The organism is Paenibacillus sp. J31TS4, assembly GCF_018403265.1.
Classification (GTDB): Bacteria; Bacillota; Bacilli; order Paenibacillales; family NBRC-103111; genus J31TS4.
In genome coordinates this window covers 1,659,435-1,683,196 of sequence record NZ_BOSI01000001.1, presented here as the reverse complement: position 1 = coordinate 1,683,196, position 23,762 = coordinate 1,659,435, and the positions used below count along the sequence as shown (strand labels likewise).

The 23,762-nt window shown below is 56.0% G+C and carries 29 protein-coding genes; all 29 read left to right on the top strand.

The window, feature by feature from the left end; all coding sequences use genetic code 11:
* Position 1: 1 nt before the first annotated feature.
* The 29 genes from KJS47_RS07835 to KJS47_RS07700 all read left to right on the top strand — a co-directional run bounded on the left by KJS47_RS07835 (position 2) and on the right by KJS47_RS07700 (position 23,761).
* Positions 2–1,948: a DNA polymerase gene (locus tag KJS47_RS07835; RefSeq protein WP_213524228.1), complete on the top strand. Its 1,947-nt coding sequence runs from the start codon at positions 2–4 to the stop codon at positions 1,946–1,948.
* Positions 1,949–1,962: 14 nt separating this feature from the next.
* Positions 1,963–2,634 carry a DUF3310 domain-containing protein gene (locus KJS47_RS24020; RefSeq protein WP_249716164.1) on the top strand — a complete coding sequence of 224 codons (672 nt, stop codon included), beginning with the start codon at positions 1,963–1,965 and terminating at the stop codon, positions 2,632–2,634.
* Entirely contained in the window at positions 2,631–2,777 is a 147-nt protein-coding gene (locus KJS47_RS07825) for a hypothetical protein (protein WP_213524226.1), read from the top strand. The genes KJS47_RS24020 and KJS47_RS07825 overlap by 4 nt, the downstream gene beginning before the upstream one ends.
* A gap of 28 nt (positions 2,778–2,805) precedes the next feature.
* Positions 2,806–3,102: a hypothetical protein gene (locus KJS47_RS07820; RefSeq protein WP_213524224.1), complete on the top strand. Its 297-nt coding sequence runs from the start codon at positions 2,806–2,808 to the stop codon at positions 3,100–3,102.
* 26 nt (positions 3,103–3,128) lie between these two features.
* Positions 3,129–3,311, top strand: a complete 183-nt coding sequence (locus tag KJS47_RS07815; RefSeq protein WP_213524222.1) for a hypothetical protein — start codon at positions 3,129–3,131, stop codon at positions 3,309–3,311.
* Between the two features lie 14 nt (positions 3,312–3,325).
* Positions 3,326–5,674, top strand: a complete 2,349-nt coding sequence (locus KJS47_RS07810) for a virulence-associated E family protein (RefSeq protein ID WP_213524220.1) — start codon at positions 3,326–3,328, stop codon at positions 5,672–5,674.
* Between the two features lie 297 nt (positions 5,675–5,971).
* Positions 5,972–6,232 (top strand): PDDEXK family nuclease, encoded by a 261-nt coding sequence (locus KJS47_RS07805; RefSeq protein WP_213524218.1) that lies wholly within the window; start codon positions 5,972–5,974, stop codon positions 6,230–6,232.
* Positions 6,222–7,592 (top strand): DEAD/DEAH box helicase, encoded by a 1,371-nt coding sequence (locus tag KJS47_RS07800; RefSeq protein ID WP_213524216.1) that lies wholly within the window; start codon positions 6,222–6,224, stop codon positions 7,590–7,592. The genes KJS47_RS07805 and KJS47_RS07800 overlap by 11 nt, the downstream gene beginning before the upstream one ends.
* A gap of 2 nt (positions 7,593–7,594) precedes the next feature.
* Positions 7,595–8,014, top strand: coding sequence for a transcriptional regulator (locus KJS47_RS07795; RefSeq protein ID WP_213524214.1), 420 nt, complete (start codon positions 7,595–7,597; stop codon positions 8,012–8,014).
* A 249-nt stretch (positions 8,015–8,263) separates the two neighbouring features.
* On the top strand, positions 8,264–8,566 hold the full coding sequence (locus KJS47_RS07790) for an HNH endonuclease (RefSeq protein ID WP_306433014.1): 303 nt from the start codon (positions 8,264–8,266) through the stop codon (positions 8,564–8,566).
* A 72-nt stretch (positions 8,567–8,638) separates the two neighbouring features.
* Positions 8,639–9,004 (top strand): P27 family phage terminase small subunit, encoded by a 366-nt coding sequence (locus KJS47_RS07785; protein WP_213524212.1) that lies wholly within the window; start codon positions 8,639–8,641, stop codon positions 9,002–9,004.
* Complete coding sequence (locus KJS47_RS07780; protein WP_213524210.1) at positions 9,001–10,725, top strand: terminase large subunit; 1,725 nt, start codon at positions 9,001–9,003, stop codon at positions 10,723–10,725. Before KJS47_RS07785 ends, KJS47_RS07780 begins: the two co-directional genes overlap by 4 nt.
* A gap of 5 nt (positions 10,726–10,730) precedes the next feature.
* Positions 10,731–11,930 (top strand): phage portal protein, encoded by a 1,200-nt coding sequence (locus KJS47_RS07775; protein ID WP_374707004.1) that lies wholly within the window; start codon positions 10,731–10,733, stop codon positions 11,928–11,930.
* Entirely contained in the window at positions 11,923–12,504 is a 582-nt protein-coding gene (locus KJS47_RS07770; protein ID WP_213524206.1) for an HK97 family phage prohead protease, read from the top strand. The genes KJS47_RS07775 and KJS47_RS07770 overlap by 8 nt, the downstream gene beginning before the upstream one ends.
* Positions 12,497–13,792 (top strand): phage major capsid protein, encoded by a 1,296-nt coding sequence (locus tag KJS47_RS07765; RefSeq protein ID WP_213524203.1) that lies wholly within the window; start codon positions 12,497–12,499, stop codon positions 13,790–13,792. Before KJS47_RS07770 ends, KJS47_RS07765 begins: the two co-directional genes overlap by 8 nt.
* 65 nt (positions 13,793–13,857) lie before the next feature.
* Positions 13,858–14,106: a Rho termination factor N-terminal domain-containing protein gene (locus tag KJS47_RS07760; RefSeq protein ID WP_213524201.1), complete on the top strand. Its 249-nt coding sequence runs from the start codon at positions 13,858–13,860 to the stop codon at positions 14,104–14,106.
* Positions 14,106–14,384 carry a hypothetical protein gene (locus KJS47_RS07755; RefSeq protein WP_213524199.1) on the top strand — a complete coding sequence of 93 codons (279 nt, stop codon included), beginning with the start codon at positions 14,106–14,108 and terminating at the stop codon, positions 14,382–14,384. Before KJS47_RS07760 ends, KJS47_RS07755 begins: the two co-directional genes overlap by 1 nt.
* Entirely contained in the window at positions 14,381–14,686 is a 306-nt protein-coding gene (locus KJS47_RS07750) for a phage head closure protein (RefSeq protein WP_213524197.1), read from the top strand. Before KJS47_RS07755 ends, KJS47_RS07750 begins: the two co-directional genes overlap by 4 nt.
* Entirely contained in the window at positions 14,679–15,065 is a 387-nt protein-coding gene (locus tag KJS47_RS07745; protein ID WP_213524195.1) for an HK97 gp10 family phage protein, read from the top strand. The genes KJS47_RS07750 and KJS47_RS07745 overlap by 8 nt, the downstream gene beginning before the upstream one ends.
* A 16-nt stretch (positions 15,066–15,081) precedes the next feature.
* Complete coding sequence (locus KJS47_RS07740) at positions 15,082–15,465, top strand: hypothetical protein (RefSeq protein ID WP_249716160.1); 384 nt, start codon at positions 15,082–15,084, stop codon at positions 15,463–15,465.
* Positions 15,466–15,467: 2 nt separating this feature from the next.
* A complete protein-coding gene (locus KJS47_RS07735) occupies positions 15,468–16,055 on the top strand; it encodes a major tail protein (RefSeq protein ID WP_213524193.1) in 588 nt (195 codons plus the stop codon).
* A 10-nt stretch (positions 16,056–16,065) separates the two neighbouring features.
* The gene (locus tag KJS47_RS07730) at positions 16,066–16,455 is read left to right on the top strand and encodes a hypothetical protein (protein ID WP_213524191.1); all 390 of its coding nucleotides are present in this window, start codon (positions 16,066–16,068) and stop codon (positions 16,453–16,455) included.
* 40 nt (positions 16,456–16,495) lie between these two features.
* On the top strand, positions 16,496–16,627 hold the full coding sequence (locus KJS47_RS24235; protein WP_283772058.1) for a hypothetical protein: 132 nt from the start codon (positions 16,496–16,498) through the stop codon (positions 16,625–16,627).
* Positions 16,628–16,647: 20 nt separating this feature from the next.
* Positions 16,648–19,545, top strand: a complete 2,898-nt coding sequence (locus KJS47_RS07725) for a phage tail tape measure protein (RefSeq protein WP_213524189.1) — start codon at positions 16,648–16,650, stop codon at positions 19,543–19,545.
* Positions 19,546–19,558: 13 nt separating this feature from the next.
* On the top strand, positions 19,559–20,212 hold the full coding sequence (locus KJS47_RS07720; protein WP_213524187.1) for a hypothetical protein: 654 nt from the start codon (positions 19,559–19,561) through the stop codon (positions 20,210–20,212).
* A 7-nt stretch (positions 20,213–20,219) separates the two neighbouring features.
* Positions 20,220–20,420, top strand: coding sequence for a hypothetical protein (locus tag KJS47_RS07715; protein WP_213524185.1), 201 nt, complete (start codon positions 20,220–20,222; stop codon positions 20,418–20,420).
* A gap of 93 nt (positions 20,421–20,513) precedes the next feature.
* Positions 20,514–22,322, top strand: coding sequence for a hypothetical protein (locus KJS47_RS07710; RefSeq protein WP_213524183.1), 1,809 nt, complete (start codon positions 20,514–20,516; stop codon positions 22,320–22,322).
* A gap of 13 nt (positions 22,323–22,335) precedes the next feature.
* Positions 22,336–23,529, top strand: a complete 1,194-nt coding sequence (locus tag KJS47_RS07705; protein WP_213524181.1) for a hypothetical protein — start codon at positions 22,336–22,338, stop codon at positions 23,527–23,529.
* Positions 23,522–23,761, top strand: coding sequence for a hypothetical protein (locus KJS47_RS07700; protein ID WP_213524179.1), 240 nt, complete (start codon positions 23,522–23,524; stop codon positions 23,759–23,761). Before KJS47_RS07705 ends, KJS47_RS07700 begins: the two co-directional genes overlap by 8 nt.
* Position 23,762 lies beyond the last annotated feature (1 nt).

Below are 23,762 nucleotides of genomic sequence, written 5' to 3'. Positions count from 1 at the left end.
CATGACCGTCCTGCAAATTGACCTCGAAACCTATTCCTCCGTCGACCTGATCAAATGCGGGGTGTACCGCTACGTGGAGGCGCCGGACTTCGAGATCCTGCTGTTCGGCTTCGCCTTCGACGACGATCCGGTGCAAGTGATCGACCTAACCGACTTCGAGGAGCTGCCGGCGGACGTCGTCAAGGCGCTGGCGGACGACACGCTGATCAAGACGGCCTACAATGCCAATTTCGAGCGGACGGCGCTGGCCCGGCACTTCGGACGGCCGATGCCGCCGGAAGCCTGGCGCTGCTCGTCGGTCCACGCATTGACCCTCGGCCTCCCCGGGTCGCTCGGCGAGGTGGCGAAGGTGCTCGGGCTCCAGGAGCAGAAGGACACGGCCGGCAAGCTGCTGATCAAGTATTTCAGCGTCCCCTGCAAGCCGACTAAGGCGAACGGCGGCCGGACCCGGAACCTCCCGCACCACGCGCCGGAGAAATGGGAGCAGTACAAGGCCTATTGCCGGCAAGACGTGGAGACGGAGCGGGACCTGCGGAAGCGGCTAGCGAAATACCCGGTGCCCGCGCACGAGTGGGAGCTGTGGACGCTCGACCAGCGGATCAACGATGCCGGCGTCCGGCTCGAGCCGGAGCTTGTCCGGCACGCGCTTGCGTGCGACGCGCAATATACGGAACGGCTTGTCGCGGAGGCGCGGGAGCTGACCGGGCTCGATAACCCGAACAGCGTCGCGCAGCTTATCGGTTGGCTGCAGGGCCGCGGCCTGATAGTAGACGGGGGGCTAACAAAGGAGACAGTGCCGATCTTGATCGACCAGGCAGGCGGGGACGAAGAGGCGGTCCGGGCGCTTGAGCTCCGGCAGGAGATGGCGAAAACCAGCGTCAAGAAATACCAGGCGATGGACCGGGCGATCTGCTCGGACAACTGGGCACGCGGGCTGCTTCAGTTCTGCGGGGCAAACCGTACCTGGCGATGGGCCGGGCGGCTGATCCAAGTCCAGAACCTGCCGCAGAACAAGATCAAGGATCTCGAGCTGGCACGGGAGCTACTGCTGGCGGGTGAGTACGAGCTGCTTGAAATGCTGTTCGGTGCGCCGCCATTCGTTCTGTCGCAGCTGGTGCGAACGGCATTCATCCCCTCGGAGGGCTGCCGGTTCATCGTCTCGGACTTCTCGGCCATTGAGGCCCGCGTTATCGCATGGCTGGCCGGGGAGCAGTGGCGGCTGGACGTCTTTCAGGGGCACGGCAAAATCTATGAGGCATCGGCGTCGCAGATGTTTCAGATCCCGATCGAGGAGATCACGAAGGACCTGCGGCAGAAGGGCAAGATCGCGGAGCTCGCGCTGGGTTACGGCGGCGGCGTGGGCGCCCTGGTCGCCATGGGTGCTCTCAAGATGGGGCTGCATGAGGAGGAGCTGCAGCCGCTGGTGGACGCGTGGCGCGGAGCGAACCGGAAGATAACGAAGCTTTGGTGGGACGTCGACAAGGCTGCCATGACGGCCGTAGAGGAGCGGCGGACAGTCGCCTTCCACCACGGCATACGGTTTATCTACGAGCCGGGCTACTTGTTCATCCAGCTGCCGTCCGGGCGCCGGCTCGCTTACGTGAACCCGCAGATCAAGCCGGGCAAGTTCGACAAGATGCAGATCACCTATGAGGGACTGGACCAAGAGACGAAGCGGTGGGGTCGGATCAGCAGCTACGGGCCGAAGTTTGTCGAGAACATCGTTCAGGCGATCTCCCGGGACTGTCTCGCGGTTAGCATGCGGCGCCTGGACGCGGCCGGCTACCGGATACGGCTTCACGTTCACGACGAGGTCGTGATCGACGAGCCGGCCGAGTTTGATTCGCTGCCGGAGATTGTCGAGCTCATGGGCCGGCCGATCGACTGGGCCCCCGGGCTGCCGCTCCGCGCCGACGCATTTGAAACGTCATTTTACAAGAAGGATTAAGGAGGAAGAGTGATATGGAACGTACACCGATTCGGAATATGGGGCTCGAGAAACCGTCGGAAGGTGCCGGCCCAGTTACCACATATACACTGCCGCCGGAAGAGCTGGAAAAGCTGCGCCAGTCCGGCGGGAAGCCTGACGGGAAGCCTGACGGGAAGCCGCAGAAAAAAGCGCCTAAACCGCCTATGGACTTTACCGATCGGATTAAGAGAGGGCTGACCAAGGAGGTTGTCGAGGAGGAGCTGAACAAGGGGAAAACCGTGGTTCAGATCGAGAAGGAACTGGGACTGAAAAAGAACACTCTGGCCTATCACATAAAAAAGTGGGGATTGAAAGGCAAAACGCCCCCAGCCACAAAGGGAAAGTCCACTTCTAAAAAGACTGTTGCTCCGGTGAAAACGGAAACGCCGCCACAAAAGCTGGAGGCGGCCGTCACGCCAGCCGAAACACCCGTGCCTGCAGATCCGGTAATCAATGATCCGGTGAATCATCCGGCACACTACACGGCCGGCAGCGTCGAGTGCATCGAGGCGATTGAGGCGGCCACGGTTGGTCTGCTCGCGGGCGAAGCCTACAACACGGGCGCGGCGATCAAGTATTTGTGGCGCTGGAAGCGAAAGAACGGGATTGAGGACCTGCGGAAGGCGCGCTGGTACATTGACCGGCTGATCGAGGGAACCCAATGAGCAAGCGGGGCGATAAGCTGCAAGCGACTGTGGAGAAGGCCAGAGACGGCCTTCCCACGGTTCTGATGGTGGCCGGGAAGCGGTATGTGCTGGACGTTCAGCGCGGGAAGAAGCCGATCGCGCCGCCGGCGCGGTTGAAGTAATTCGATGAATGACATGAGGAGGGCTAATATGCCAATCGTAAAAATCGGAGAATCCGCACAAGTTGAGCTCGGCTTTGGCGACGTAGAAATAGGTTGGGGTTTTCTGGACGAAGAGAAAGTGATCGGGACGGTATGCTTCAAACAGCGGGAGACGGCGAACGAGATCGGCACGGTGACCACCTACGGTTCAGATAACCGGTGGGAGATCGAGGAAACGCCGGTACGCATTACTTTCGCGAGGGTCGAATCGATCGACGCCCTGATGCGCTCCTTGGAAGACGCGAAGGAACTTATGCTTGCACGGCAGCCGGTAAACACCGACTGAATTATTGAGATACCAGGAGGATTCGGATGAAAATCAAAATAATCCGCAATGTTGAAGGCGGCCCGCAGCAGATGACCGTTCTAGAGGCAAGGAAAATAACAAGTCCGCTCTTCGGCACCGTTACCTTTCAGATCCTGTCCGACGGCCCGTTTTTGGGTCAAGTAATTGGCTGGTTGGATGCCATTGAGATAGACACCGAAACAGCTTAGGAAGGGCGAACGCCATGCTGGATATATCTTTTGGCCGGAACCGGGCCGATACCAACTGGAAACCTGAATATCTAGAGTGGTCAGAGGTCGTCGAGCGGCTGCGGAAGGTCCGGCGGACTGGCGAGACGATGGCGGAATATGACCGCATGAGCACCGCGGAGAAGGGCAAGGTCAAGGACGGCCGGGCATTTGTCGGCGGGCTGGTCAAAGGCGGGCGGCGGAAGAAAGAGAACGTCGAGAGCCGGTGGCTGCTCACGCTGGACGCGGACCAGGCGGACGACGACTTCCTGTTTAGCGTCGACTTGGTCCTCGGCAGCTCGGCCTATTTCGTTTACTCCACTCATGGCCACCGGCCCGCAGCGCCCAAATACCGTGTCGTGGCCCCTGTTGACCGGGCGATGACGCCGGATGAGCACGCGGCCGTCAGCCGGTGGGTGGCCGGCCAGATCGGCATGCACTACTTCGACCGGACGACCTTTGACGTCCACCGCCTCATGTACCTGCCCAGCTGCAGCCGCGACGCGGAGCCAGAGCTGGTCGAGGTCGACGGGGAGCCGCTCAGCGTAGAAGATGTGCTGGCGCAATACGAAGACTGGCGGGATCCGATGCAGTGGCCGCGGCACCCGGACGACGTCAAGCACCTTGAGGCCATGCGGAACAAGCTCGGCGACCCGACGGAGAAGCCGGGCGTCATCGGAGTGTTCTGCCGGCTGTACACGATCGCCGATGGCATTGAAACGTTCATCCCGGACGTCTACCTCCCGACAAGCCACGAGGACCGCTGGACCTATGCCGGCGGCTCCTCAGTCGGCGGAATGCGCGTGTACGACGACCAGTGGGCGTACAGCGAGCACCAAAGTGACCCCGCGAACGATGGCCATTGCCATAACATCTTCGACCTGGTCCGGATCCACAAGTTCGGCGAGCTGGACGCGGACGCCAGTGAGAAGACGAACAAGACCAAGATGCCAAGCTATCTGGCGATGCTCGACTTTGCTGCCAATGATCCCGCCGTGAAGAAGGTACGGCTGACTGAGGACTTTGACGATCTGGAGCTGGACGATGACGACACGGATTGGCTGACCCAGCTCGAAGTCCATCCCAAGACCGGCAAGCCGCTCCCAACGGCCAAGAACGCGGAGATCATCCTCTCCAGCGGGCCGTTCGCCGGCGTGCTGGCGTATGACGCGTTCGGCAATACGGAAGTGCTGCGGAAACCGCTGCCCTGGCGGGAGCGGGAGCGGCCGTGGCAGGACTACGAGCCGTGGCTCGGCGCCGACGACAAGCGGATGCTGCATTACTTCGGCAAGGTCCATGATTTTAAATCGGCGTCGACCATCCAGAACGCCTTTACCGAAGTGGTCCACAAGAATACGTTCCATCCGATCCGTGAGTATCTCGAGGCGCAGCGCTGGGACGGCGTGAACCGCGTGGACCGGCTATTTGTAACCTACCTGGGCGCCGAGGATACCCATTATGTCCGGACCGTGACGCGCAAGATGCTGCTGGCGGCCGTGAAGCGAATATATGAGCCGGGGTGCAAGTTTGACAACATGCTTGTCCTTGTTGGGCCGCAGGGGGCCGGGAAGAGCAGTCTGCTTGCCCGCCTCGGCCGGAAGTGGTTTAGCGACAGCCTGCGGACGTTCGAGAACAAGGAGGCCGGCGAACATCTCCAAGGCTCCTGGATCTTCGAGATCGGAGAGCTGGCGGCCATGAAAAAGTTCGAGATCGAGGAGATCAAGCAGTTTCTTTCGAAGACGGAGGACCGGTACCGGGTGGCATACGACCGACAAGTGTCCGAGTTCCCGCGGAAGTGCGTCTTTTTCGGCACGACCAACAACCACGATTTCTTACGTGATCCTACGGGAAACCGCCGCTTTTGGCCGGTGAGCGTGGAGCCGGAGAAGCGGGAACATAGCCATTGGGATCATCTGACGGACGAGCTCGTGGGGTTAATCTGGGCGGAGGCGCTGCGCCTGTACAAGGCCGGGGAATCCTTGGAGCTGGATCGGGAAGCCGCGAAAGAAGCGGAGCGGGTGCAAGGCCTGCACATGGAGCAGGACCCGCGGGAAGGCTTGATCGTTCGATACCTAGAGACCCCGCTGCCGGACGACTGGGACGGCATGGACATATGGACCCGGCGGCAGTACCTCGAGGCGCCGACCGGGAATGTCCCGCGGACTCGAGTGTGTGCCGCGGAGATCTGGGCAGAAGCCCTTGGCCAGGACCCGGCCAAGTTCAACGTCCGCGAGGCGAGGGCCATTTATGACATCCTGCGGAGGCTGCTGGACTGGCAGGAGCGGGAGAGCGGGCGGATGAAATTTCGGTTGTATGGGCTTCAAACCGCATACGTTCGAAGGTAACAGTAACGGTAACAGTAAGCCCAAAAAAGTAACAGTAAAGAATATCCAGCGGTAACAGATGGTATCAGTAAGTAACAGTAAAACGTCGCGTATCTGATACCGGAAAAAGCCTTACGTACCAAGGGTTTGGGCTCTCCGGTATCAGAAGTAACAGTAAAATACCCTTATATAGAGAAATAGTAATTAGCATAGTAAAAAGGGATAACTGTACAGGGCGCACGTATGCTAAACGCGTATTACGCACGTATAGGGAATTTTCTGATACATCTGATACCGTCACTTGGAGGCGGTGAGCAAATGCGAGAATCAGCAATCGAGCGAAAGCTCGTCAACCATATCCGCCAGCAGGGCGGCAAGTGCTGGAAGTGGGAGTCGCCAGGAACGGCCGGCGTGCCGGATCGCATCTGCCTGCTACCCGGTGGGCGCGTGGTGTTCGTGGAGGTCAAGGCTCCCGGAGAGAAACCGCGCCCGCTGCAGGTCAAGCGGCATGAAGAGTTGAAGGTGCTGGGCTTCGATGTCCGGGTGATTGATTCGGAGGAAGCGATCCATGAGATATAAGCCGCACAAGTATCAGGAATATGCAACAGCCCGCATCCTGGACGAGCCCTTCATCCCGCTCTTTCTAGAAATGGGCCTAGGCAAGACAGTGATCACGCTGACGGCTCTCAATGAGCTGCTGTTCGACCGGTTCGATATCGGCAAGGCCTTGATCATCGCCCCGCTTCGAGTGGCTGACGATACATGGGCCCGGGAATCGCAAAAGTGGGACCACTTGAAGCATCTGCGGATCAGCAAAATCCTGGGCGACCGGAAGCAGCGGGAACGCGCGCTGAAGGCGGACGCGGACTTGTACATCATCAACCGCGAGAACGTGGAATGGCTGGTGAGCATGACCGGGAGTAAGTGGCCGTTTGATACGGTTGTGATCGACGAGCTCTCTAGTTTCAAAGCAAGTAACTCCAAACGCTTCCGCGCCCTTCGCCGGGTGCGGCCGATGATGCAGCGGGTGATTGGGCTGACCGGCACGCCGGCACCAAACAGCCTGATGGATCTATGGGCGCAGATGTACTTGATCGACCAGGGCGAGCGGCTGGGCAAAACGATTACCGGATTCCGCGACCGCTACTTTACCGCCGGCGCCCGCAGCGGGCACGTGGTCTACGAGTGGAAGGAGAAGAAAGAGGCGGAAGAGCGGATTTACGAAGCGATTGGAGACATCGCGATCAGCATGAAGGCCGAAGACTGGCTTGAGCTGCCGGAGTCGATCCCGCGCGTGGTACCGATCCGGATGGATGAGGCATCGAAGGCAAAGTACAAGCAGCTGGAGCAGGATCTGCTGCTTCCCTTCCTTGGCGGGGATGTGGTGGCTTCTTCGGCCGCCGTCCTGTCCAACAAGCTGCTGCAGCTGGCGAACGGGGCCGTCTACGACGAGAATCGCGGCGTCCGCCAAATCCACGACGGGAAGCTGGACGCGCTTGAGGACGTGATCGAGGCGGCAAACGGTCATCCGGTCCTGGTGTTCTACTCCTACCAGCACGACCTCGAGCGGATCAAGAAGCGGTTCCCGAAAACCCGAACCTTGAGAAAAGGTGCGGACGGGACGAGGGACATCGCCGAGTGGAACGCCGGCCGAATCCCGATCCTCGCCGTACACCCGGCAAGCGCCGGCCACGGCCTCAACCTGCAGGACGGTGGCAGCGTGATCGTATGGTTCGGCCTCACGTGGAGCCTGGAACTCTACCAGCAGGCCAACGCCAGGCTGTACCGGCAGGGCCAAACCCGGAACGTGATCATCCATCACCTGGTCACCGAGGGAACGATGGACGAGGACGCCATGGAGGCGCTGGAGTCAAAAGCGGCAGGGCAGGACGCGCTGATGGATGCCGTAAAAGCGAGAATTTCGAAACTGGAGGGATAGACATGATGGCGATCCGAAAGAGCACGTTCAAGCATGTGGAGTCGGAACTGTACACCTTTCACGAAACCGGCCGGGAAATCATTCGGCTGAAGAACGAGATCATCCACGGATCGGGAACGACGGACGAAAACGTCGGCGGCGGGAAGAGCAATCTTCCGGGCGATCCTACCAGCCGCGTAGCCGTTCTGCTAACCAGTCACCGGAAGCTGGAGAACCTGGAACGCATTCACGACGCCATCCAATCCGTTTACGCTGCACTCCCGGAAGACCGGCAGCAACTGGTGAAGCTGAAGTACTGGACACGACCGCAGCAGCTCACGTGGGATGGTATCGCCATGCAGCTGGGCATTAGCCGGATTACGGCGATTCGGTGGAGAGACGGGATTGTTCAAGCCGTGTCAGATCGAATCGGTTGGCGTTGAAATGATACTATCATGATACTTTTGACGTCACTTTCCGTGGTATTATGCTAGTGTCGGAAGTAGGAGACAAAGCGTGCCGCCTATAACCGACCTCCTTATTTGGGTAGACCGTCCTTCGGGGCGGTCTTTTCGTTTGCAAATTAAAAAGCCCAGCCGGTGCTTCCGGACTGAGCTTAGGCCGCGGTGCTTCCGCAGGCAGGTATAATATACCATACCGGACAGGCTGTGTCTATGACAGGGAGGTGCTGCGTGGTGCCGCAATCATTCTACAAGTCGACACGCTGGAAGACCAAACGAGAGAAGATCCTGAGGCGTGACGAATACCTGTGCCAGGAGTGCAAGCGGTACGGCCGGTCTACGGCAGCCGCAACGGTTCATCATATCAATCCACTGGAACGGCATCCGGAGCTTGCACTAGTGAGCCCCAACCTTGTGAGCCTGTGTAATCCATGCCACGACAAGATGCATGACCGGACGACGGGCGTATTGACTGAGGCTGGCGAACGGTGGCGGGAGAAGGTATCCCCCCTCCCTCAGAGTGCAGCACCCTAGAGCTTTGGGACCGGGCTGGGGACCCTTTTCCAATAGAGCGAGCTTTCAAAACTTTTTTCGGGAGGTGAGGCGATGTCGAAGGCAGGAGAAAAAGCGTTGGCTGCTCAGCAACTGGTGATCGATCGGACCGTTTCTGACATGAAGGCGCTCGGCGTTTACAAGCCGGAATACGATCCGCTGATTAAGGTTTACGCAGAGCTCGTGGTTCAGTACAACATGATCACTGAGCGCTTTGTGAATGGCGGGATGCGATACCAGGTAAGTACGGCTGACGGTGGTGCGAAGAAGGCGCCAATCGTGGCAACGCTTGAATCTTTGCGAAAAGACCTGCTGGCGTACTCCGACCGCCTTTGCCTTAATCCGAAGTCCCTGGAGACCGTGACGGTCGAGAAAAAAGGCAAGTCAGCGCTTGCGGCAGCGCTGAGTGAGATGGGATGAGTCAATTCAAGCACCATGATTCCGTAATCGAATACGCCCGGTCCATTGTCGAGGGGAGGAAGGTTGCATGCAAGGAGCTTGTCCAGAGCTGCGAAAGATTCCTCCGCGACCTGGATAGTCCAGATTACGAGTTTCTGCCGAAGGATGCCGAGTTTGTCATCGGGATCATCGAGAAGACCTTCGTCCACGATCAGGGCGAGAAATTAGACGGCACTCCGCTCCGCGGGGAGCCGTTTTTGCTTGAGCCGTGGCAGATGTTCATCGTCTACAACCTGCTGGGCTTTTACCAGAAGGGGACCAAGCTTCGCCGGTACAAAGAGGCGTTCATCTTCATTCCGCGGAAGAACGGCAAGACCAGGTTTGTGGCCGCGCTGTCTTGGGCGCTGTCCCTCTTGAATCGCCGGTCCGGGTCAAAGATTTATATTGTTGGCGCTGCGCTGGAACAATCGCTGCAGAGCTTTAACTTTATCCTGTTCAACCTTCGACAGATGGGGGAAGAGGATAGCTTCCGGATCCTGGACAACAACCAGGAGCACTCCATCAGCGGGGACATGGGCGACGGGTCAATCTACATCAAGGCGCTGGCGGCCAACCCGGATCGGCAGGACTCACTCAACTGTAACCTGGCCATTGCCGACGAGCTGCACGCCTATAAGTCACCGAAGCAGTACAACATCATCAAAGAGGCTATGAAGGCGTACAGCAACAAGCTCATGATCGGGATCACGACGGCCGGCGACGACATGACGAGCTTTTGTTATCAGCGTCTCCAGTATTGCAAGAAGATTCTGGACGGCACCGTTCGGGACGATGCCTACTTCGTGTTTATCACCAAGGCTGCAGAGAACCCGGAAACCGGCGAAGTCGATTATACCGATCCCGTCCAGCACGAGATGGCCAACCCTAACTACGGAGTGACCATCCGGCCGGAGGACATCGTCAATGATGCAGCTCAGGCGCAGAACGATCCGCAGCAGCGGAAGGACTTTCTGGCCAAGTCGCTCAACGTTTACACGGCGGCCATGCGGGCTTACTTCAATCTGGACGAATTCAAGGCGAGCGATCGGCAATACAAGTGGACGCTCGAGCAGCTTGCGAAGTTGGATATCGATTGGTTTGGCGGTGCGGATCTCTCCAAGCTGCATGACCTTACGGCGGCTGCGTTGTACGGGTCCTATGGCGACGTAGACATCATCGTTCCTCACGCCTGGTTCCCGATCGTCGCGGCCACCCGGAAAGCGGAGGACGATAATATCCCTCTATTCGGCTGGAAGGATGAAGGCTGGCTCACGATGACGAATACGCCAGTGGTCAACCATGCGGAGGTGACGAACTGGTTCGTCGCGATGAAGAAAAAAGGCTTCCGCATCAAGCAGGTCGGCTTCGACCGCAAGTTCAGCCGTGAGTTTTTCCTCGGAATGAAACGGGCTGGCTTTTCCATGATCGACGAACCGCAGTATTTCTGGAGAAAGAGCCAGGGCTTCCGACGGATCGAGCAAAAGGCCAAGGAGGGCAATCTTTATTACCTGCATTCCAGCGCTTATGAATACTGCTTGCAGAACGTCCGAGCAATCGAGAAAACAGACGACATGATCCAATATGAAAAAGTGATGCCCGAGCAGCGGATTGATATCTTCGATGCTTCGGTTTTTGCTTGTGTGCGAAAAATGGAAAGCGCTGAGAAAGCAGCCAGCGCCAGCAAATGGTTGAACGGGGGGTGAGGTATTTGAGCAAGAAGAAAAAGCGACAACAGGCAAACACACGGGCGGCGCCGGAGTCACCCATTGGGTGGTTCCTGACAACGGACGCCCATGATACGCTTTGCATCCCGGGCTATACCCGGTTATCAGATAATCCAGAGGTCAAGATGGCGGTTCACAAGATCGCGGAGCTGATCAGCTCGATGACCATCCACCTGATGCAGAACACCGACAACGGCGACATCCGGGTCCGCAACGCGCTCAGCCGGAAGCTTGACGTAAACCCATATACCCTCATGACCCGTAAAGCATGGGTCTACAACATCGTCTATACGATGCTTTTGGATGGGAAGGGGAATAGCGTCGTCTATCCGCGGATACGGGAAGGCCTGATCGACGAGCTGATACCGCTTAAAGCAGGCAGCGTGTCCTATCAAGATACGTCGGACGGCTATCAGGTCATTTATCAAGGCCGGGCCTATAACCATGACGAGGTGCTGCATTTTATTATCAACCCGAACCCTGACCGACCATGGATCGGCACGGGCTACCGGGCCGCCTTAAAAGATATCGCGGACAACCTTAAGCAGGCCACTGCGACGAAAAAGGGCTTCATGGGCAGCAAGTACATGCCAAGTCTTATCGTCAAGGTTGACGCGAATACGGCGGAGCTCTCCAGCGAAGAAGGCCGCGATAAGGTTTTCGATATGTACCTCAAGCGCTCGGAGGCGGGGCAACCCTGGATTGTGCCGGCGGAGATGCTGGAGGTGCAGGAGGTGAAGCCGCTGACGCTGGAGGACCTGGCGATCAACGATGCGGTGCAACTGGATAAGCGAACTGTGGCGGGCCTCTTCGGAGTGCCGGCTTTTTTTGTTGGCGTCGGAGATTTCAAGAAGGACGAGTACAACGCCTTTATCCAATCGACACTGCTGCCGATCGCCAAGGGGATTGAGCAGGAGCTGACCCGCAAGCTGCTGTACGCGCCGGATCTGTATTTCAAGTTCAATCCGCGATCCCTCTACGCCTACGATCTCAAGGAACTGGCCGATGTAGGCAGCAACCTCTACATTCGCGGGCTGATGGAGGGCAACGAGGTCCGCGACTGGATCGGCATGTCGCCGAAGGAAGGCCTTGACCAGCTCGTCATCTTGGAAAACTTTATCCCCGCGGGCATGATCGGTGATCAGAAGAAGTTGAACCCGGGAGGAGGTGAGGGAGATGGATAGGGACAAGCAGCAGACGCGGAGTCTCCAGACGGAGCTCAAAACGCGGGTGGATGGCGACGGGCAGGAGATGGTGATCGAAGGGTACTTTGCAGTTTTTAACCAGCCTACGGAGCTATGGGCGGGGGCGTTCGAGCAGATTGCCCCGGACGCCTTTAATAGCACGCTAGGAAACGATGTGCGGGCGCTCATCAACCATGACACGATGTTTGTCCTAGGCCGGAATAAGGCGGGCACGCTGGAGCTCAAAGCGGACTCTCACGGACTTTGGGGGCGCGTGAAGGTCAATCCCAACGACTCGGACGCAGTCAACCTATACGAGCGAGTGAAGCGAGGAGATGTGGACCAGTGTTCCTTTGGGTTCAACATCCTCAAGGAGGACATCGACTTCCGCGATGACGGATCTGTTCTCTGGACGCTCCGGAACATTGACTTGCACGAGGTTTCGGTGTGTACCTTCCCGGCCTACCAGGCGACAGGCGTCCAAGCTCGGAAGGCTGAGCTCGAGCAACACAAATCGCGGCAGCTGGAGCAGCGCAAACAAAACTTGAAAGCGAGGTTGAGAAAAAATGCTTAAACAACTCATGCTCGGTAAAAAGATCGAGCGAGCGAAGGCGACCCTTTCCGAGTTACTCGAGAAGGAAACAGCGCTCAAGACGCGCAGTTCCAATGCGGAGAAGGCGCTGGAGGAGGCACAAACGGACGAGGAAATCGCGGCCGTCGAAGAAGAAGCCGGGGCTATTGAAACGGAGCAGGCCGATCTCGACGAGAAGAAGAGCACGTTAGAAGGCGAGATCCAAGCGCTGGAGGGAGAGCTCGAGCAGCTTAACAGCAAGACTCCGAGCAATAACCAGACGCCTGCACCGGCGCCGGAAGCTAGAAACCAAAACCAAGGGGGCGAAACGAGAATGAAAGGTAACAAGTACGAAACCCGCGCTCAAATGCTGGAGCGCCTGAACCGTCCCGAGGTACGGGAGTTTTACGGCAACATCGTAACAGCGATCCAAAACAAGCGGGCGCTGAGCAACACTGATATCATCATCCCGGAAGTGGTGATTAACGCCATCCAGCAGCGCCTGGGCGACTACTCCACGTTGTACCGGGAAGTCAACGTCGAGACGCTCAACGGTACGGCTCGGATCGTCATGGACGGCGCCATTCCGGAGGCCATTTGGACCGAAATGTGCGATCCTGTGCAGGAGCTGGCAACGTCGTTTAGCCAAACGGAGCTGGACGGCTTCAAGGTCGGCGGATTTATCCCGGTCTGCAACGCGATCTTGGAAGATTCCATGATCGACCTGGCAAACTTTATCGAGAGCCGGCTGGCTATGGCGATCGCAAAAGCACTGGACAAGGCAATCCTGGTCGGCACCGGGGCTTCCGGAAAGCAGCCGCTCGGCATCATTACGGCGCTGGCGGCAGCAGAGCACGCTGAACGTCGCGTAACTAGCGACGGCACACTCAAGGACATCGTATCCAACATGTCGCTGCTTGACGACGGAGAGGATGGCGTGCCGATCGGCGAGGTCATCGCGGTCATGCGCCGGTCGACGTACTACGCCCGCATCGCCCCGCAAACTTTCCTTCCGACCGCTGATGGACGCCTGGTCATCCAGACGGCGCAGTCTCCGCGGCTTCCCGATGGCACGCGTGTCGTGTTCTCCCAGTACGCGCCGGCGGATCAGATTGTCATGGGTGATTTCAAAAAGTACATGCTCGGCGAACGTCGCGGCGTGCAACTGGCGGTATCGACGGACGTCCGCTTTATCGAGGATCAGACGGTCTTTAAAGGGACCGCTCGTTACGATGGCAAACCGATCTACCCGGATTACTTTGTCGTTATCACGCTGACGCCAGAAGTGTAAGCGAACATGATATGTGAGGGTCGGTCGGCTTGACGGCCGCCCACAATTTGAGAGGAGGAATCAACATGGCAGAAGTAGTTAAAGCATTTCGGGACAAATTTACGAAGATGTTGTACGACGTCGGCGATGTGTACGAAGGCGATCGCGCCGAGGAACTGGCAAAGCTCGGCTATGTGGCGGAAGCCGCCGACAAGCCGCTCGAGGACATGACAAAGGCTGAGCTGCTGAAATACGCGGAGGAGAACGAAATCGACGGCGTGACCAGTGCGATGAATAAGGCTGAGATCCTCGAGGCCATCAAGGCGGTGCAGTAATGGACACGGCAGCCGTCGTCGCCCTCGTCAAAGAGCGGCTGGGGATCCGGACGGCTGTCCGGGACACATACCTGACCGCCATTGTCGACGGCATAATTAAAGAGCTGGAGGGTGAGCAGGGGGTAGCTCTGGATGCGGCCAACTCTGCTCACCTTATGTTTGTGTGTGATCTGGCTACGTGGCGCTACCAGAGCCGGGACGAGCCGGGGGCCATGCCGCGGCATCTGCAGTACCGCCTGCATAATCTGATTCTCTCCGTGAGGAGGCCGCCGGTATGACATACGACCACGAGCTGACGCTGATCCACGAGGATAACACGCAAGATGAGCTCGGCAACCATGTGCCGGCCTTATCTAAAACGGATATCCTTTGTGGGCTGAAATCCGTAGGGCGAAACGAGTTTTACAGTGCCGCGACCGCCGGGCTTCGGCCGGAGTTGATCTTTGTTATCCACGCCTACGAATACGACGGGCAGCGTCTGGTCGAATTTGATGACGTGCGTTACCGGGTGGTCAGAACCTACGGCGAGGGAACAGAGGAAATCGAGCTCACGTGCGAGAGGGTGGCTGCCGATGGCTGATATCCGGATTGACCAGCTGGCGGATGCGATCTCAAATGCTGTCCGGGAATACACAGAAGATGTAGCGGATGCGATCGAACAGAAGGTGGACGAAGTTGCCGACGCGGTCCTGAAGGATGTAGAGAGCAACGCCCCGAAGCGAACAGGCAAATACGCACAGGGCTTTAAAAAGACCAAGCGTGACGAAGCAGAGAAGACAAAGCGAGTCATCTGGAACAAGAAAGACCATCGCCGTGTGCATCTCCTGGAGTTCGGACACGCCAAGCGTGGCGGCGGCCGAGTAGCGGGAAGACCCCACCTTCGGCCGGCGTATGACCGCCATGCAGCCGGGTTGCCCGATGACATTAAGCGTATCATCAGGAACGGAGGCGGCACATGAGGAGGTGAGCCACGCTTTGAAAAATATCCGTTTCCTCAGTCCTTGGCTGATATCAGCGATCAATGAAAAAGAAATCACGACTCAGGCGGAACTCTTTCAAGCGCTCAAATCTCTCGGCATGCCGGTGGCTTACGGCGAGTTTGAGGCGCCTGCGCCGCCTCCCCCTTTTATTACTTACCAGTTCGCCTATGGCTCCGACATGATTGCCGACAACCACAATTATGTGGAGGTAGGGAATTTTCAAGTTGAGCTCTACACGGCTAAAAAAGAGCCGGAAAACGAGAAGCTGGTGCAGGACAAGCTCAAGGAACTGCGGCTGCCTTATAGCAAGGTAGAAGCCTGGCTGCCGGAAGAAAAGCTTCGTCAAATCATTTATGAAATTCAATTAGTGGGAGGATGACCATGAGCAAAAATAAAGTAACGTTTGGACTCGATAAGGTCCATATCGCTTTTGTCGATCCGAAAGCAACCGATGAACAACCGGCCTGGGAAGCGCCAATTGCGATCCCAGGAGCCGTGCGCTGGACACCGGAAGCCCAGGGCGAGACGTTCACTTTCTACGCAGATAACTCGGCTTATTTTCGCATGACAGCGAACAACGGCTACACCGGCGAACTGGAGATGGCAAACGTCCCCGACTCGGTAAAGGCCAGACTGTTTGGTTGGCAGATTGACGATAATGGCATGCTGGTCGAGACCACAGACGGCACGCCTGAGAAGTTTGCACTGCTGGGCCAGGTACAAGGCGACCAGCGCAATCGCCGCTTTGTCTACTACGATTGCCAAGCCAGCCGATCGGGTAAAGAGCAGACCACTAAAAACGAGAGCGTCGCGCCGAATACGGATGTTATTTCGATTGCAGTATCGCCGGTCGATATTGACGGCAAAACGCTTGTCAAAGGCGATCTGGAGTTGAGCGATACGAACGGGACAGCTTACAATTCGTTCTTTGCGTCTGTGTACAAGCCGAAATTCACCCCCTCGGTATAGGAGGTCCACAATGAGAGAATTGAAAATTGGCGAACAAACGGTACGAGTCAGGGCGACGCCCCTGGCTCTTCTTTTTTATCGGCAGGAGTTTCAAGCGGATGTGCTCGCTGATCTTTTGAAGATGGGAGAGCTTCTGAAGAAGGACGAAAACGGAGAGATCGACCCGAGCAGATTTGACGTAATTGCTATCTTGCAATTGGTTTGGGCGATGGCAAAAGCCGACGCCTACGGGAACCAGTTCCCGTCGTTTGTAGATTGGTTGGCCACACTTGAAGGGCTCGATATATCCGACCCTGCTTTCATGGTACCCGCCATGGAGGAGGCCGCAGATGGCTTTTTTCGTGCCGGAGCAAAAGCGGGGGCCGATCAAGCCAGCAAAAAGCAAAACAGACGGAAATAAAACGGAAATTGAGCTTCTAGCCATCGGTAAAAGAGTTGGCTTGAACTTCGCGGAAATGAACGAGCTGCGCATCCGCGATCTGCTTGATCTCGCCAAGTGCTATAGCGGGGCAGAGGAAGACGGGCCGCGGGATGCTACTCAAGGTGACATTGACGCCTTTTTCGGCGGATAGAGAGGAGAGGGTGAGAAACTGTGGCAGAGACGATAAAAGGTATTAACGTTGTCATCGGTGCCGAAACGACCGGGTTATCCTCGGCTCTGTCCGACGTAACTAAAAAGAGTAAGGATATCCAATCAGAATTAAAACAGGTCGAAAAGCTGCTGAAACTTGATCCCACTAACACGGACCTACTAGCACAGAAACAGAAGCTATTGTCCGACGCAGTGGCCAACACGAAAGAGAAGCTTGACCGTCTTAAGGACGCACAAGCTCAGGTAAATGATCAGTTTGCGAAGGGCGAAATCAGCGAGGGTCAATATCGTGCATTCCAGCGAGAATTAGCATCGACTGAGGAAAAGCTGAATTCATTGCAAACGGAGCTCGGGAAAACGAAGCTCAACCTTGATCAAATCGGAAAGTCGATGCAGGAAGCAGGCAAAAGTATTTCGGATGCCGGGGGGACGTTGTCAAAAGGTTTGACCGTTCCCCTTGCCGCTGCCGGCGGAGTAAGCCTTAAGGTCGCCTCTGACTTTGAATCTGCCTTCGCTGGCGTCCGTAAGACAGTCGATGCAACGGAGGAAGAATTCGCCGCATTTAAACAAGGTATTCGAGATATGGCGAATACGATGCCGCAAGCGGCCACGGAGATTGCCGGAGTAGCGGAAGCTGCTGGTCAGCTCGGGATCAAAAATGATGCCATTCTTGGATTTACCAAGACCATGGTGAACATGGGCGTAGCGACTAATATGTCGTCCGAAGACGCGGCTATGTCTCTTGCGCGGCTCGCGACCATCACGCAAATGAACCAGCAGGATTTTGACCGGCTCGGAGCAACGATTGTCGGGCTCGGCAATAATCTGGCGGCGACGGAATCTGAGATTGTTGAAATGGGTCTCAGGATTGCAGGGGCGGGCAACGTTGTGGGCATGAGCGAAGCTCAAATCCTCTCGTTCTCCGGTGCGCTGGCTGCAGTGGGGATTAACGCGGAGGCTGGGGGCTCGGCGTTTAGTAAACTCATGATCGACATGGCGAATGAAGTCGCGACAGGCGGCAAAAAGCTCGATGGCTTCGCAAAAGTCGCCGGGGTATCGGCTGCCGATTTCTCCAAGTCTTTCAAAAATGACGCGGCAGGAGCAATTGTTTCGTTTATTGAGGGCCTTGGGAAGATCGACAAAGCAGGCGGAAATGTCTTCGGCACGCTCGAAGACCTAGGGCTGAGTGAAATCCGCTTGCGCGACGCACTGCTTCGCGCTTCGGGCGCCGGGGACCTATTTCGCAATGCACTTGAACTTGGGAGCCAAGCATGGGAAGAAAACAGCGCGCTGACCAACGAAGCCGAGCAGAGATACGCGACTTTCGAAAGCCGCTTGCAAATTATGTGGAACCGGCTGAAAGATGTTGCGATTACGCTGGGTGATGCCCTGATTCCGGCCATGGAAAAAGCGATGGAGGCGGCAATGCCTCTGATCAATGCGCTGGCCAAAATGGTAGTATGGTTTGCGCAACTTGATCCAGGGATTCAACTAACAATCATTACAATTGCGGCATTAGCTGCTGCGTTAGGTCCTGCACTGATTATCATAGGCAAGCTAGTAACGGTCGTAGGATCAATAATAAGCGCGTTTTCTGCCCTATCAGGAGCGATAACTGCGGCGGGTGGTGTAATCGCCGTTCTGACTGGCCCGATTGGTATTACTATCGCTGCCATTGCTGCACTTGCCGCGGCAGCCTACCTCATCTATGACAACTGGGAGCCGATCAAACAGTTTTTAATCGACCTGTGGGCCGGCATTGTAAATACGACAAGCGCGGCATGGGAGGCCATCAAGTCCGGCCTCACCGCAGCGTGGGACGCGGTCAGCGGCACGACCAAGAGAGTCTACAACGACATTGCGTCTTACCTAACCGGGTTATGGAACGGTATTGTGGGATTTTTGACAACGACTTGGGATGCGATCAAGTCGATGGCCCGCACATCTTTTGAGGCCGTTGTCAATGTCGTTCGGCCAATCATGGATGGATTCAAAACGTATTTCAGCGGGCTTTGGGATATGATCAAGAATATTTTTGCCGGCGCGTTGCTGCTGCTCATTGACCTGGTATTAGGAGATTTCGAATCTCTTTCCAGTGATGCTAAAGCCATATGGAACAACCTCAAAGAGGCGTTTCGCAAAATGTGGGACGGCATTGGGCAAGTTTTCTCTTCCGCTCTTGGTCTTATCGGGTCCGCTTTATCCGCTGCTTGGGGTAGTATCCGCTCAACGGCAGATACGGCGTGGAAGGGCATTAAAACAGTCATATCAAGCATCATTTCAGCGACGGTTGACTGGATAAAAGAGGCTTGGAACGGGATGTTGAATTGGTTTCGCGAGCTGCCTGGAAAACTCTACACGATCGGCTCCGACATGTTCAACCGTATGCTCGATGCGGTGGTAAACACAATAGGTACGGTCAAAGACGCCATTGTGGAAGGCATATCGTCAGCGATTGATTGGATCAAGGGGCTGCCGTCCGAAATGATGCAGCTGGGAAAAGATATGATCCAAGGTATGGTCAACGGTATAAGCAGCATGGCCGGAAAGGTCAAGGATAAAGTCAGCGAGATCGTAACGGCCATCCCTGACAAAATTAGAGATTTCCTCGGCATCCACTCGCCGTCTCGCGTCCTCATGCAGCTGGGAGAATACGCCGGAGAGGGACTTGCCCTGGGTCTGCAGAACAGCGTCGCGGATGTACGCCGTCAAACAGCAGAGATGGCTCAGGCGGCCGTTCCTAAGATGCAATCAGCGGGGACCACTGGTGGTTACGGTGAAGGCGCAGGAAGCGGCTCAGCCAATATCATCGTTGAGCTTGATGGCTATACTATCGCACAGGCAGTGGGGCAGCCTCTGGTCGACCTGATCCGCGTCAAGACAGGTATAAGGATATAAAGGAGGGCGGATCATGCCGTATAACACAAAGCGTCTTATTGAGTCACAAGGAGTTGTTGTCCCGCAGGTATATAACCCCGCTGCGGATCAATACGAACCGGTTCAAGGCTCAGCTGCAACCGGCCCGAGGACCATTCTTTACAGCGCCAACGGGACTCCGTTAATGACGGATGCAAACCCAGGCGCTGTGAAGCTAACGGGGAGTATTGTGCCAAAAGAGCAAGCACTTCCTGTATATCAAACGGGAGGCCTTACTGTTTTTGAAACGATCGCAAATGCCGTGAGCGTTCCAGCAAAGGCGAGTTATGATTTTAATATCAATCCTACAACCGAAAAGGAAATTTGGCTTGCAGTCTCTATTGATAAGCAGCCGTGGAGCCTTGAAGGGAGCGCGCATCCATTCTACGCCGGGGTCGATGCCGGAACTGCAATGTATTTTCCGCGCAAAAACAACAATGCGAAAACATTCGGCAATGCAAGTCCTAGCGTCTCCTTGCATCTGGGGCAGCGGGTTAGTACGTCCGTTGATTTGATTGACCCGGCAAACATGCAAGAGGCGAGGCTATATAAGATTCCCTATGATAGAGGATTAAAAGGCCGGGTTACTAATTACCATGCAACAGATACGGCCACAGTAACCGTAAAAATTTTAAGGGTATGGGGGTAAAAGTCCCATGACAGAACAGAGAAAAGCGGAGATTGTAAGCGAATTGAAAACTATAGCCGAAACGTTCAAGCCGAGTGAAGATGAGCCTATCCTCGACATGTTTGTCCTTATCTCAAGGTATAACGCAACCGGCAAAAACGCCGAACTGATTGGCGGGGATTGGGTAATTGAAAATTGTCCAGAACCGCTCAAGAGTCTCCCGGCTTAAACAACTAACGAAGGTCTATAGTTAAATAAGCGATGAATCAGAAGGGCCTCTCCGAGGTCCTTTTTCTTTTGAGGTGGAGGGAGGTGAGTAACCTTGAAAAAGACCGTGTTCCTTAGCCCTTGGCAGATTGTCACACACAAAATTTCATCGATCAACAATAAGAGGATCACGAGACAGGTAAACACCCTCTCCATAGAAGACACCATTGGCGAGCGGTCCACGGCAACTTTTGTAGTCGAGACGGACCTAGGAATCCATTTCCAGCAGGGAGAGCCGGTGGAGATCTATGACGACGATCAAACGCTTATTTTCGCTGGCGTAATTGACAAGCCGTCGGAAAGGCGCCCGCCTGGCGCCCACTTTTTACTGCACACCATCCGATGCAAGGATATGCACTATTTGGCGGACAAGCGTGTGTTGGCGCGTGCTTACCAGGAAACCTCGGCCGGAGAAATAGTCCGGGATATTCTCGGCAGCAAGCTATCCGAGGAAGGGATCATAGCCGGTAACATCCAGGACGGCCCTGTCGTGCAGGAAGCCATTTTCAACTACGTACCGGTTTCTCGGGCGCTTGAAGCGCTGGCGGAGAAGGCGGGCTTTTTGTGGTGGATTGATTTCGACCGTACACTCCATTTTGTTGAGCGGGCGACGTATTCAGCTCCCTGGACCGTGACGGCTGATGTGGACCCAAATATCACGGTAGAGCACGGCAATCCGAAATATCGTAACTCCCAATACATCAAAGGCGGCACGGACATTACTGATCCGCAAACAGAAGTGTTTAAGGGCGACGGGATGCGGACGGCGTTCACCACGGGTTTCAAGGTTGCCAAGGTACCGACTGTCCGACTGAACGGCCTGACGCAAACAGTAGGCATCCGTGGGCTTGAAACAGGCAAGCAGTGGTATTGGTCCAAGGGCGAGAACACGATCTCTCAGGATACCGATGCCACTCCGATCAAGGACACGGACGTATTGTCCGTGACCTATCAAGGGGAATTCTCAATCGTTGTCATATCGAGGGACCAAGACGAGATTGAGTTGCGGAAAGACCTCGAGCAGAATTCAGGTATCAATGAGGACGTAGAGGACGAGCCGGAGACAACGAATCGTGAGGCGGCCTTCCAAAGCGCTGGGGCAAAGCTGGCCAAGTATGCGAAAAACGGGCGGCGTGTAAAGTTCAGAACGGCCAGAAAAGGATTGGAAGCCGGGCAGATCGTTACGGTCAATTTGCCTAAGCATGGGCTGATCGACGCGGAGCTCTTGATCGAGAGTGTGACCATCCGGGACATGACCGGCAAATTGATCTACGAGGTTTCTGCAGCCGAGGGTCCGGAGCAAGGAAGTTGGGCGCGGGTGTTTGAACGGATGGCGACCCGCGGGCAGGCGTTCGTCATCAGGGAGAATATCAGCGAGGATGAGGTGCTGATAACGCTGGCCCCTTTCACGAAGACTTGGACAGCTGCCGAAGCGCCAAACATTTTCAAGGAGGTCTACGCCTCCAGCACGTTGTTTCCGTCGACCGGCCTATTCCCAATGTTCGAGTACGCCGACCGCGTCAAGACGGTGGCACTTTACGATACGAAAGGTAAAGAGCTGCTACGGAAAGTGATCACGAAGCAGATCGGCGCGGATACCGGCAGCATCACGAGCTTATCCTACATTGCTCCGTTCGAGGGTATTGGCAGCCTGTCTAAGGTGGCATGGTTTGGCGGCATGCGGGGAGACATCAAAGTAGACGAGCAGCCCTACAACAAGACCAAGACGGAGATGGAGGCACTACAAATCGAGAGAATCGACACACGTAGCTTTACACCGATGACCGGCACAAAGGCCATAACCGCAGCGTATATGCAGAGCCTTGACGATCAGGTGACGGAGCTGCTTACCAAGTCGAAATGAATGAGGTGAAGAAATGCAGTGGAGCGAGACAACGCCGCTTTCGCCGGCGAACCTGAATGACCTGGAAGCCAGGATAACTCAGGCCGCAGCTAACGTGGAATCGGGCAAATCGGCCATCGTCAATGCGATTGTGGCCATGAACCAGGCCGCTACTACGGCTGATACCTTTGCAACCCTGTCCAACAAAATCAAGGCCATATCCTCGGATGCCAATGCCGCAGTTGGTCAGGTGCTATCTGGAGTGACATTCTATGCTGGCGGTGCTAAACGTACCGGAACCCTCTCGAACCGAGGTGGCCAGACCGTCTCAGATAATGCCGCCAATACGGTCGCGATTACTTCAGTGTCCGGCTTTGGCCTGTGGGGAGACGGATACGGTGGAAGCCTGTATTTCAAGCCCGGGATCACGGCTTATATAGATCAGAATACCATCCTCCGGCAGGAAGTCTACGGCCTGAATCCTGAGGTGGTTAAAGCCGGGCAGACCATTGGGGCCAACAGTACCTTAGGGGCACCTGGGCAGTATGTGAGAGGGACCTACACCAGCGATGGTAATGCCGTAGCTGCTGATGCCGTCTCCGGAAAGGTGTTCTATGCCAACGGAGTACGGTATGTTGGAACTCAGCCGGAGCGCGGTGCATATGGACCTCCAGTCAACTATGTAGGGACTCCCGGTACTCTGTGGGTAAGGATTCCACTGGGCATGTACCGGACACCTACAGCAACCGGATACCCCGAGATTCAAATCAACGACCCCAATTTCCTGCAACCATACATCCTCAACGGATGGACTATGCTGGGGATGACGGGTACTGGCATACCTCATGCTTACAACTCGGATGCTGGCAGCGACACCTTCTTCGGCAATAGTACCACCTATCGGATAGCCAGAAGCTTCACGATAGATGCCCATGGAACCAACGCCTATAACATCTCTTGGACTATGTTTGCCTCCTATGGGATTGCCGATGTTAGAGTCAATGGACGAACCCTCGCTAACACTTGGTTTAGGTCCAATCCTAACGTCAACTACTTTTGTTCGTTAAACTTGGACCTCACTAGAGGGGACATCCTTGACATCGTTATCCGAACAGAGTATCAGGAGAATGGATACTCCCTATGGGGGGCCAAAATCACCAACAAGGATGCCCCGGGGCCAAGGTGGATAACGAGAAATACTTCTAGGGAGGGACAGACCAGTGTCTAGTATCAACCTAACCGTTCCCTATGGGGACATGGATGAGCGTGGCCTGATTGTGGAAGAGAATAAGGATAACCCGATCATCGCAGAGCATCGAAACCAAGACGGGTCAGGAGAGCTCACATTCTTAACTGTCGCCACCAAACCTGAGGTCAATGAACTTCGGGAGAAACTGGCGGTTCAAGATAGAAACCTGAAAGAGATGCAGGAAACGATCAACTTCTTGCTCGGACTCTAAT

Coding starts and splice junctions, on each gene's coding strand:
- KJS47_RS07835 (WP_213524228.1), top strand. CDS start 2: ATGACCGTCCTGCAAATTGACCTCGAAACCTATTCCTCCGTCGACCTG.
- KJS47_RS24020 (WP_249716164.1), top strand. CDS start 1,963: ATGGAACGTACACCGATTCGGAATATGGGGCTCGAGAAACCGTCGGAA.
- KJS47_RS07825 (WP_213524226.1), top strand. CDS start 2,631: ATGAGCAAGCGGGGCGATAAGCTGCAAGCGACTGTGGAGAAGGCCAGA.
- KJS47_RS07820 (WP_213524224.1), top strand. CDS start 2,806: ATGCCAATCGTAAAAATCGGAGAATCCGCACAAGTTGAGCTCGGCTTT.
- KJS47_RS07815 (WP_213524222.1), top strand. CDS start 3,129: ATGAAAATCAAAATAATCCGCAATGTTGAAGGCGGCCCGCAGCAGATG.
- KJS47_RS07810 (WP_213524220.1), top strand. CDS start 3,326: ATGCTGGATATATCTTTTGGCCGGAACCGGGCCGATACCAACTGGAAA.
- KJS47_RS07805 (WP_213524218.1), top strand. CDS start 5,972: ATGCGAGAATCAGCAATCGAGCGAAAGCTCGTCAACCATATCCGCCAG.
- KJS47_RS07800 (WP_213524216.1), top strand. CDS start 6,222: ATGAGATATAAGCCGCACAAGTATCAGGAATATGCAACAGCCCGCATC.
- KJS47_RS07795 (WP_213524214.1), top strand. CDS start 7,595: ATGATGGCGATCCGAAAGAGCACGTTCAAGCATGTGGAGTCGGAACTG.
- KJS47_RS07785 (WP_213524212.1), top strand. CDS start 8,639: ATGTCGAAGGCAGGAGAAAAAGCGTTGGCTGCTCAGCAACTGGTGATC.
- KJS47_RS07780 (WP_213524210.1), top strand. CDS start 9,001: ATGAGTCAATTCAAGCACCATGATTCCGTAATCGAATACGCCCGGTCC.
- KJS47_RS07770 (WP_213524206.1), top strand. CDS start 11,923: ATGGATAGGGACAAGCAGCAGACGCGGAGTCTCCAGACGGAGCTCAAA.
- KJS47_RS07765 (WP_213524203.1), top strand. CDS start 12,497: ATGCTTAAACAACTCATGCTCGGTAAAAAGATCGAGCGAGCGAAGGCG.
- KJS47_RS07760 (WP_213524201.1), top strand. CDS start 13,858: ATGGCAGAAGTAGTTAAAGCATTTCGGGACAAATTTACGAAGATGTTG.
- KJS47_RS07755 (WP_213524199.1), top strand. CDS start 14,106: ATGGACACGGCAGCCGTCGTCGCCCTCGTCAAAGAGCGGCTGGGGATC.
- KJS47_RS07750 (WP_213524197.1), top strand. CDS start 14,381: ATGACATACGACCACGAGCTGACGCTGATCCACGAGGATAACACGCAA.
- KJS47_RS07745 (WP_213524195.1), top strand. CDS start 14,679: ATGGCTGATATCCGGATTGACCAGCTGGCGGATGCGATCTCAAATGCT.
- KJS47_RS07735 (WP_213524193.1), top strand. CDS start 15,468: ATGAGCAAAAATAAAGTAACGTTTGGACTCGATAAGGTCCATATCGCT.
- KJS47_RS07730 (WP_213524191.1), top strand. CDS start 16,066: ATGAGAGAATTGAAAATTGGCGAACAAACGGTACGAGTCAGGGCGACG.
- KJS47_RS07720 (WP_213524187.1), top strand. CDS start 19,559: ATGCCGTATAACACAAAGCGTCTTATTGAGTCACAAGGAGTTGTTGTC.
- KJS47_RS07715 (WP_213524185.1), top strand. CDS start 20,220: ATGACAGAACAGAGAAAAGCGGAGATTGTAAGCGAATTGAAAACTATA.
- KJS47_RS07705 (WP_213524181.1), top strand. CDS start 22,336: ATGCAGTGGAGCGAGACAACGCCGCTTTCGCCGGCGAACCTGAATGAC.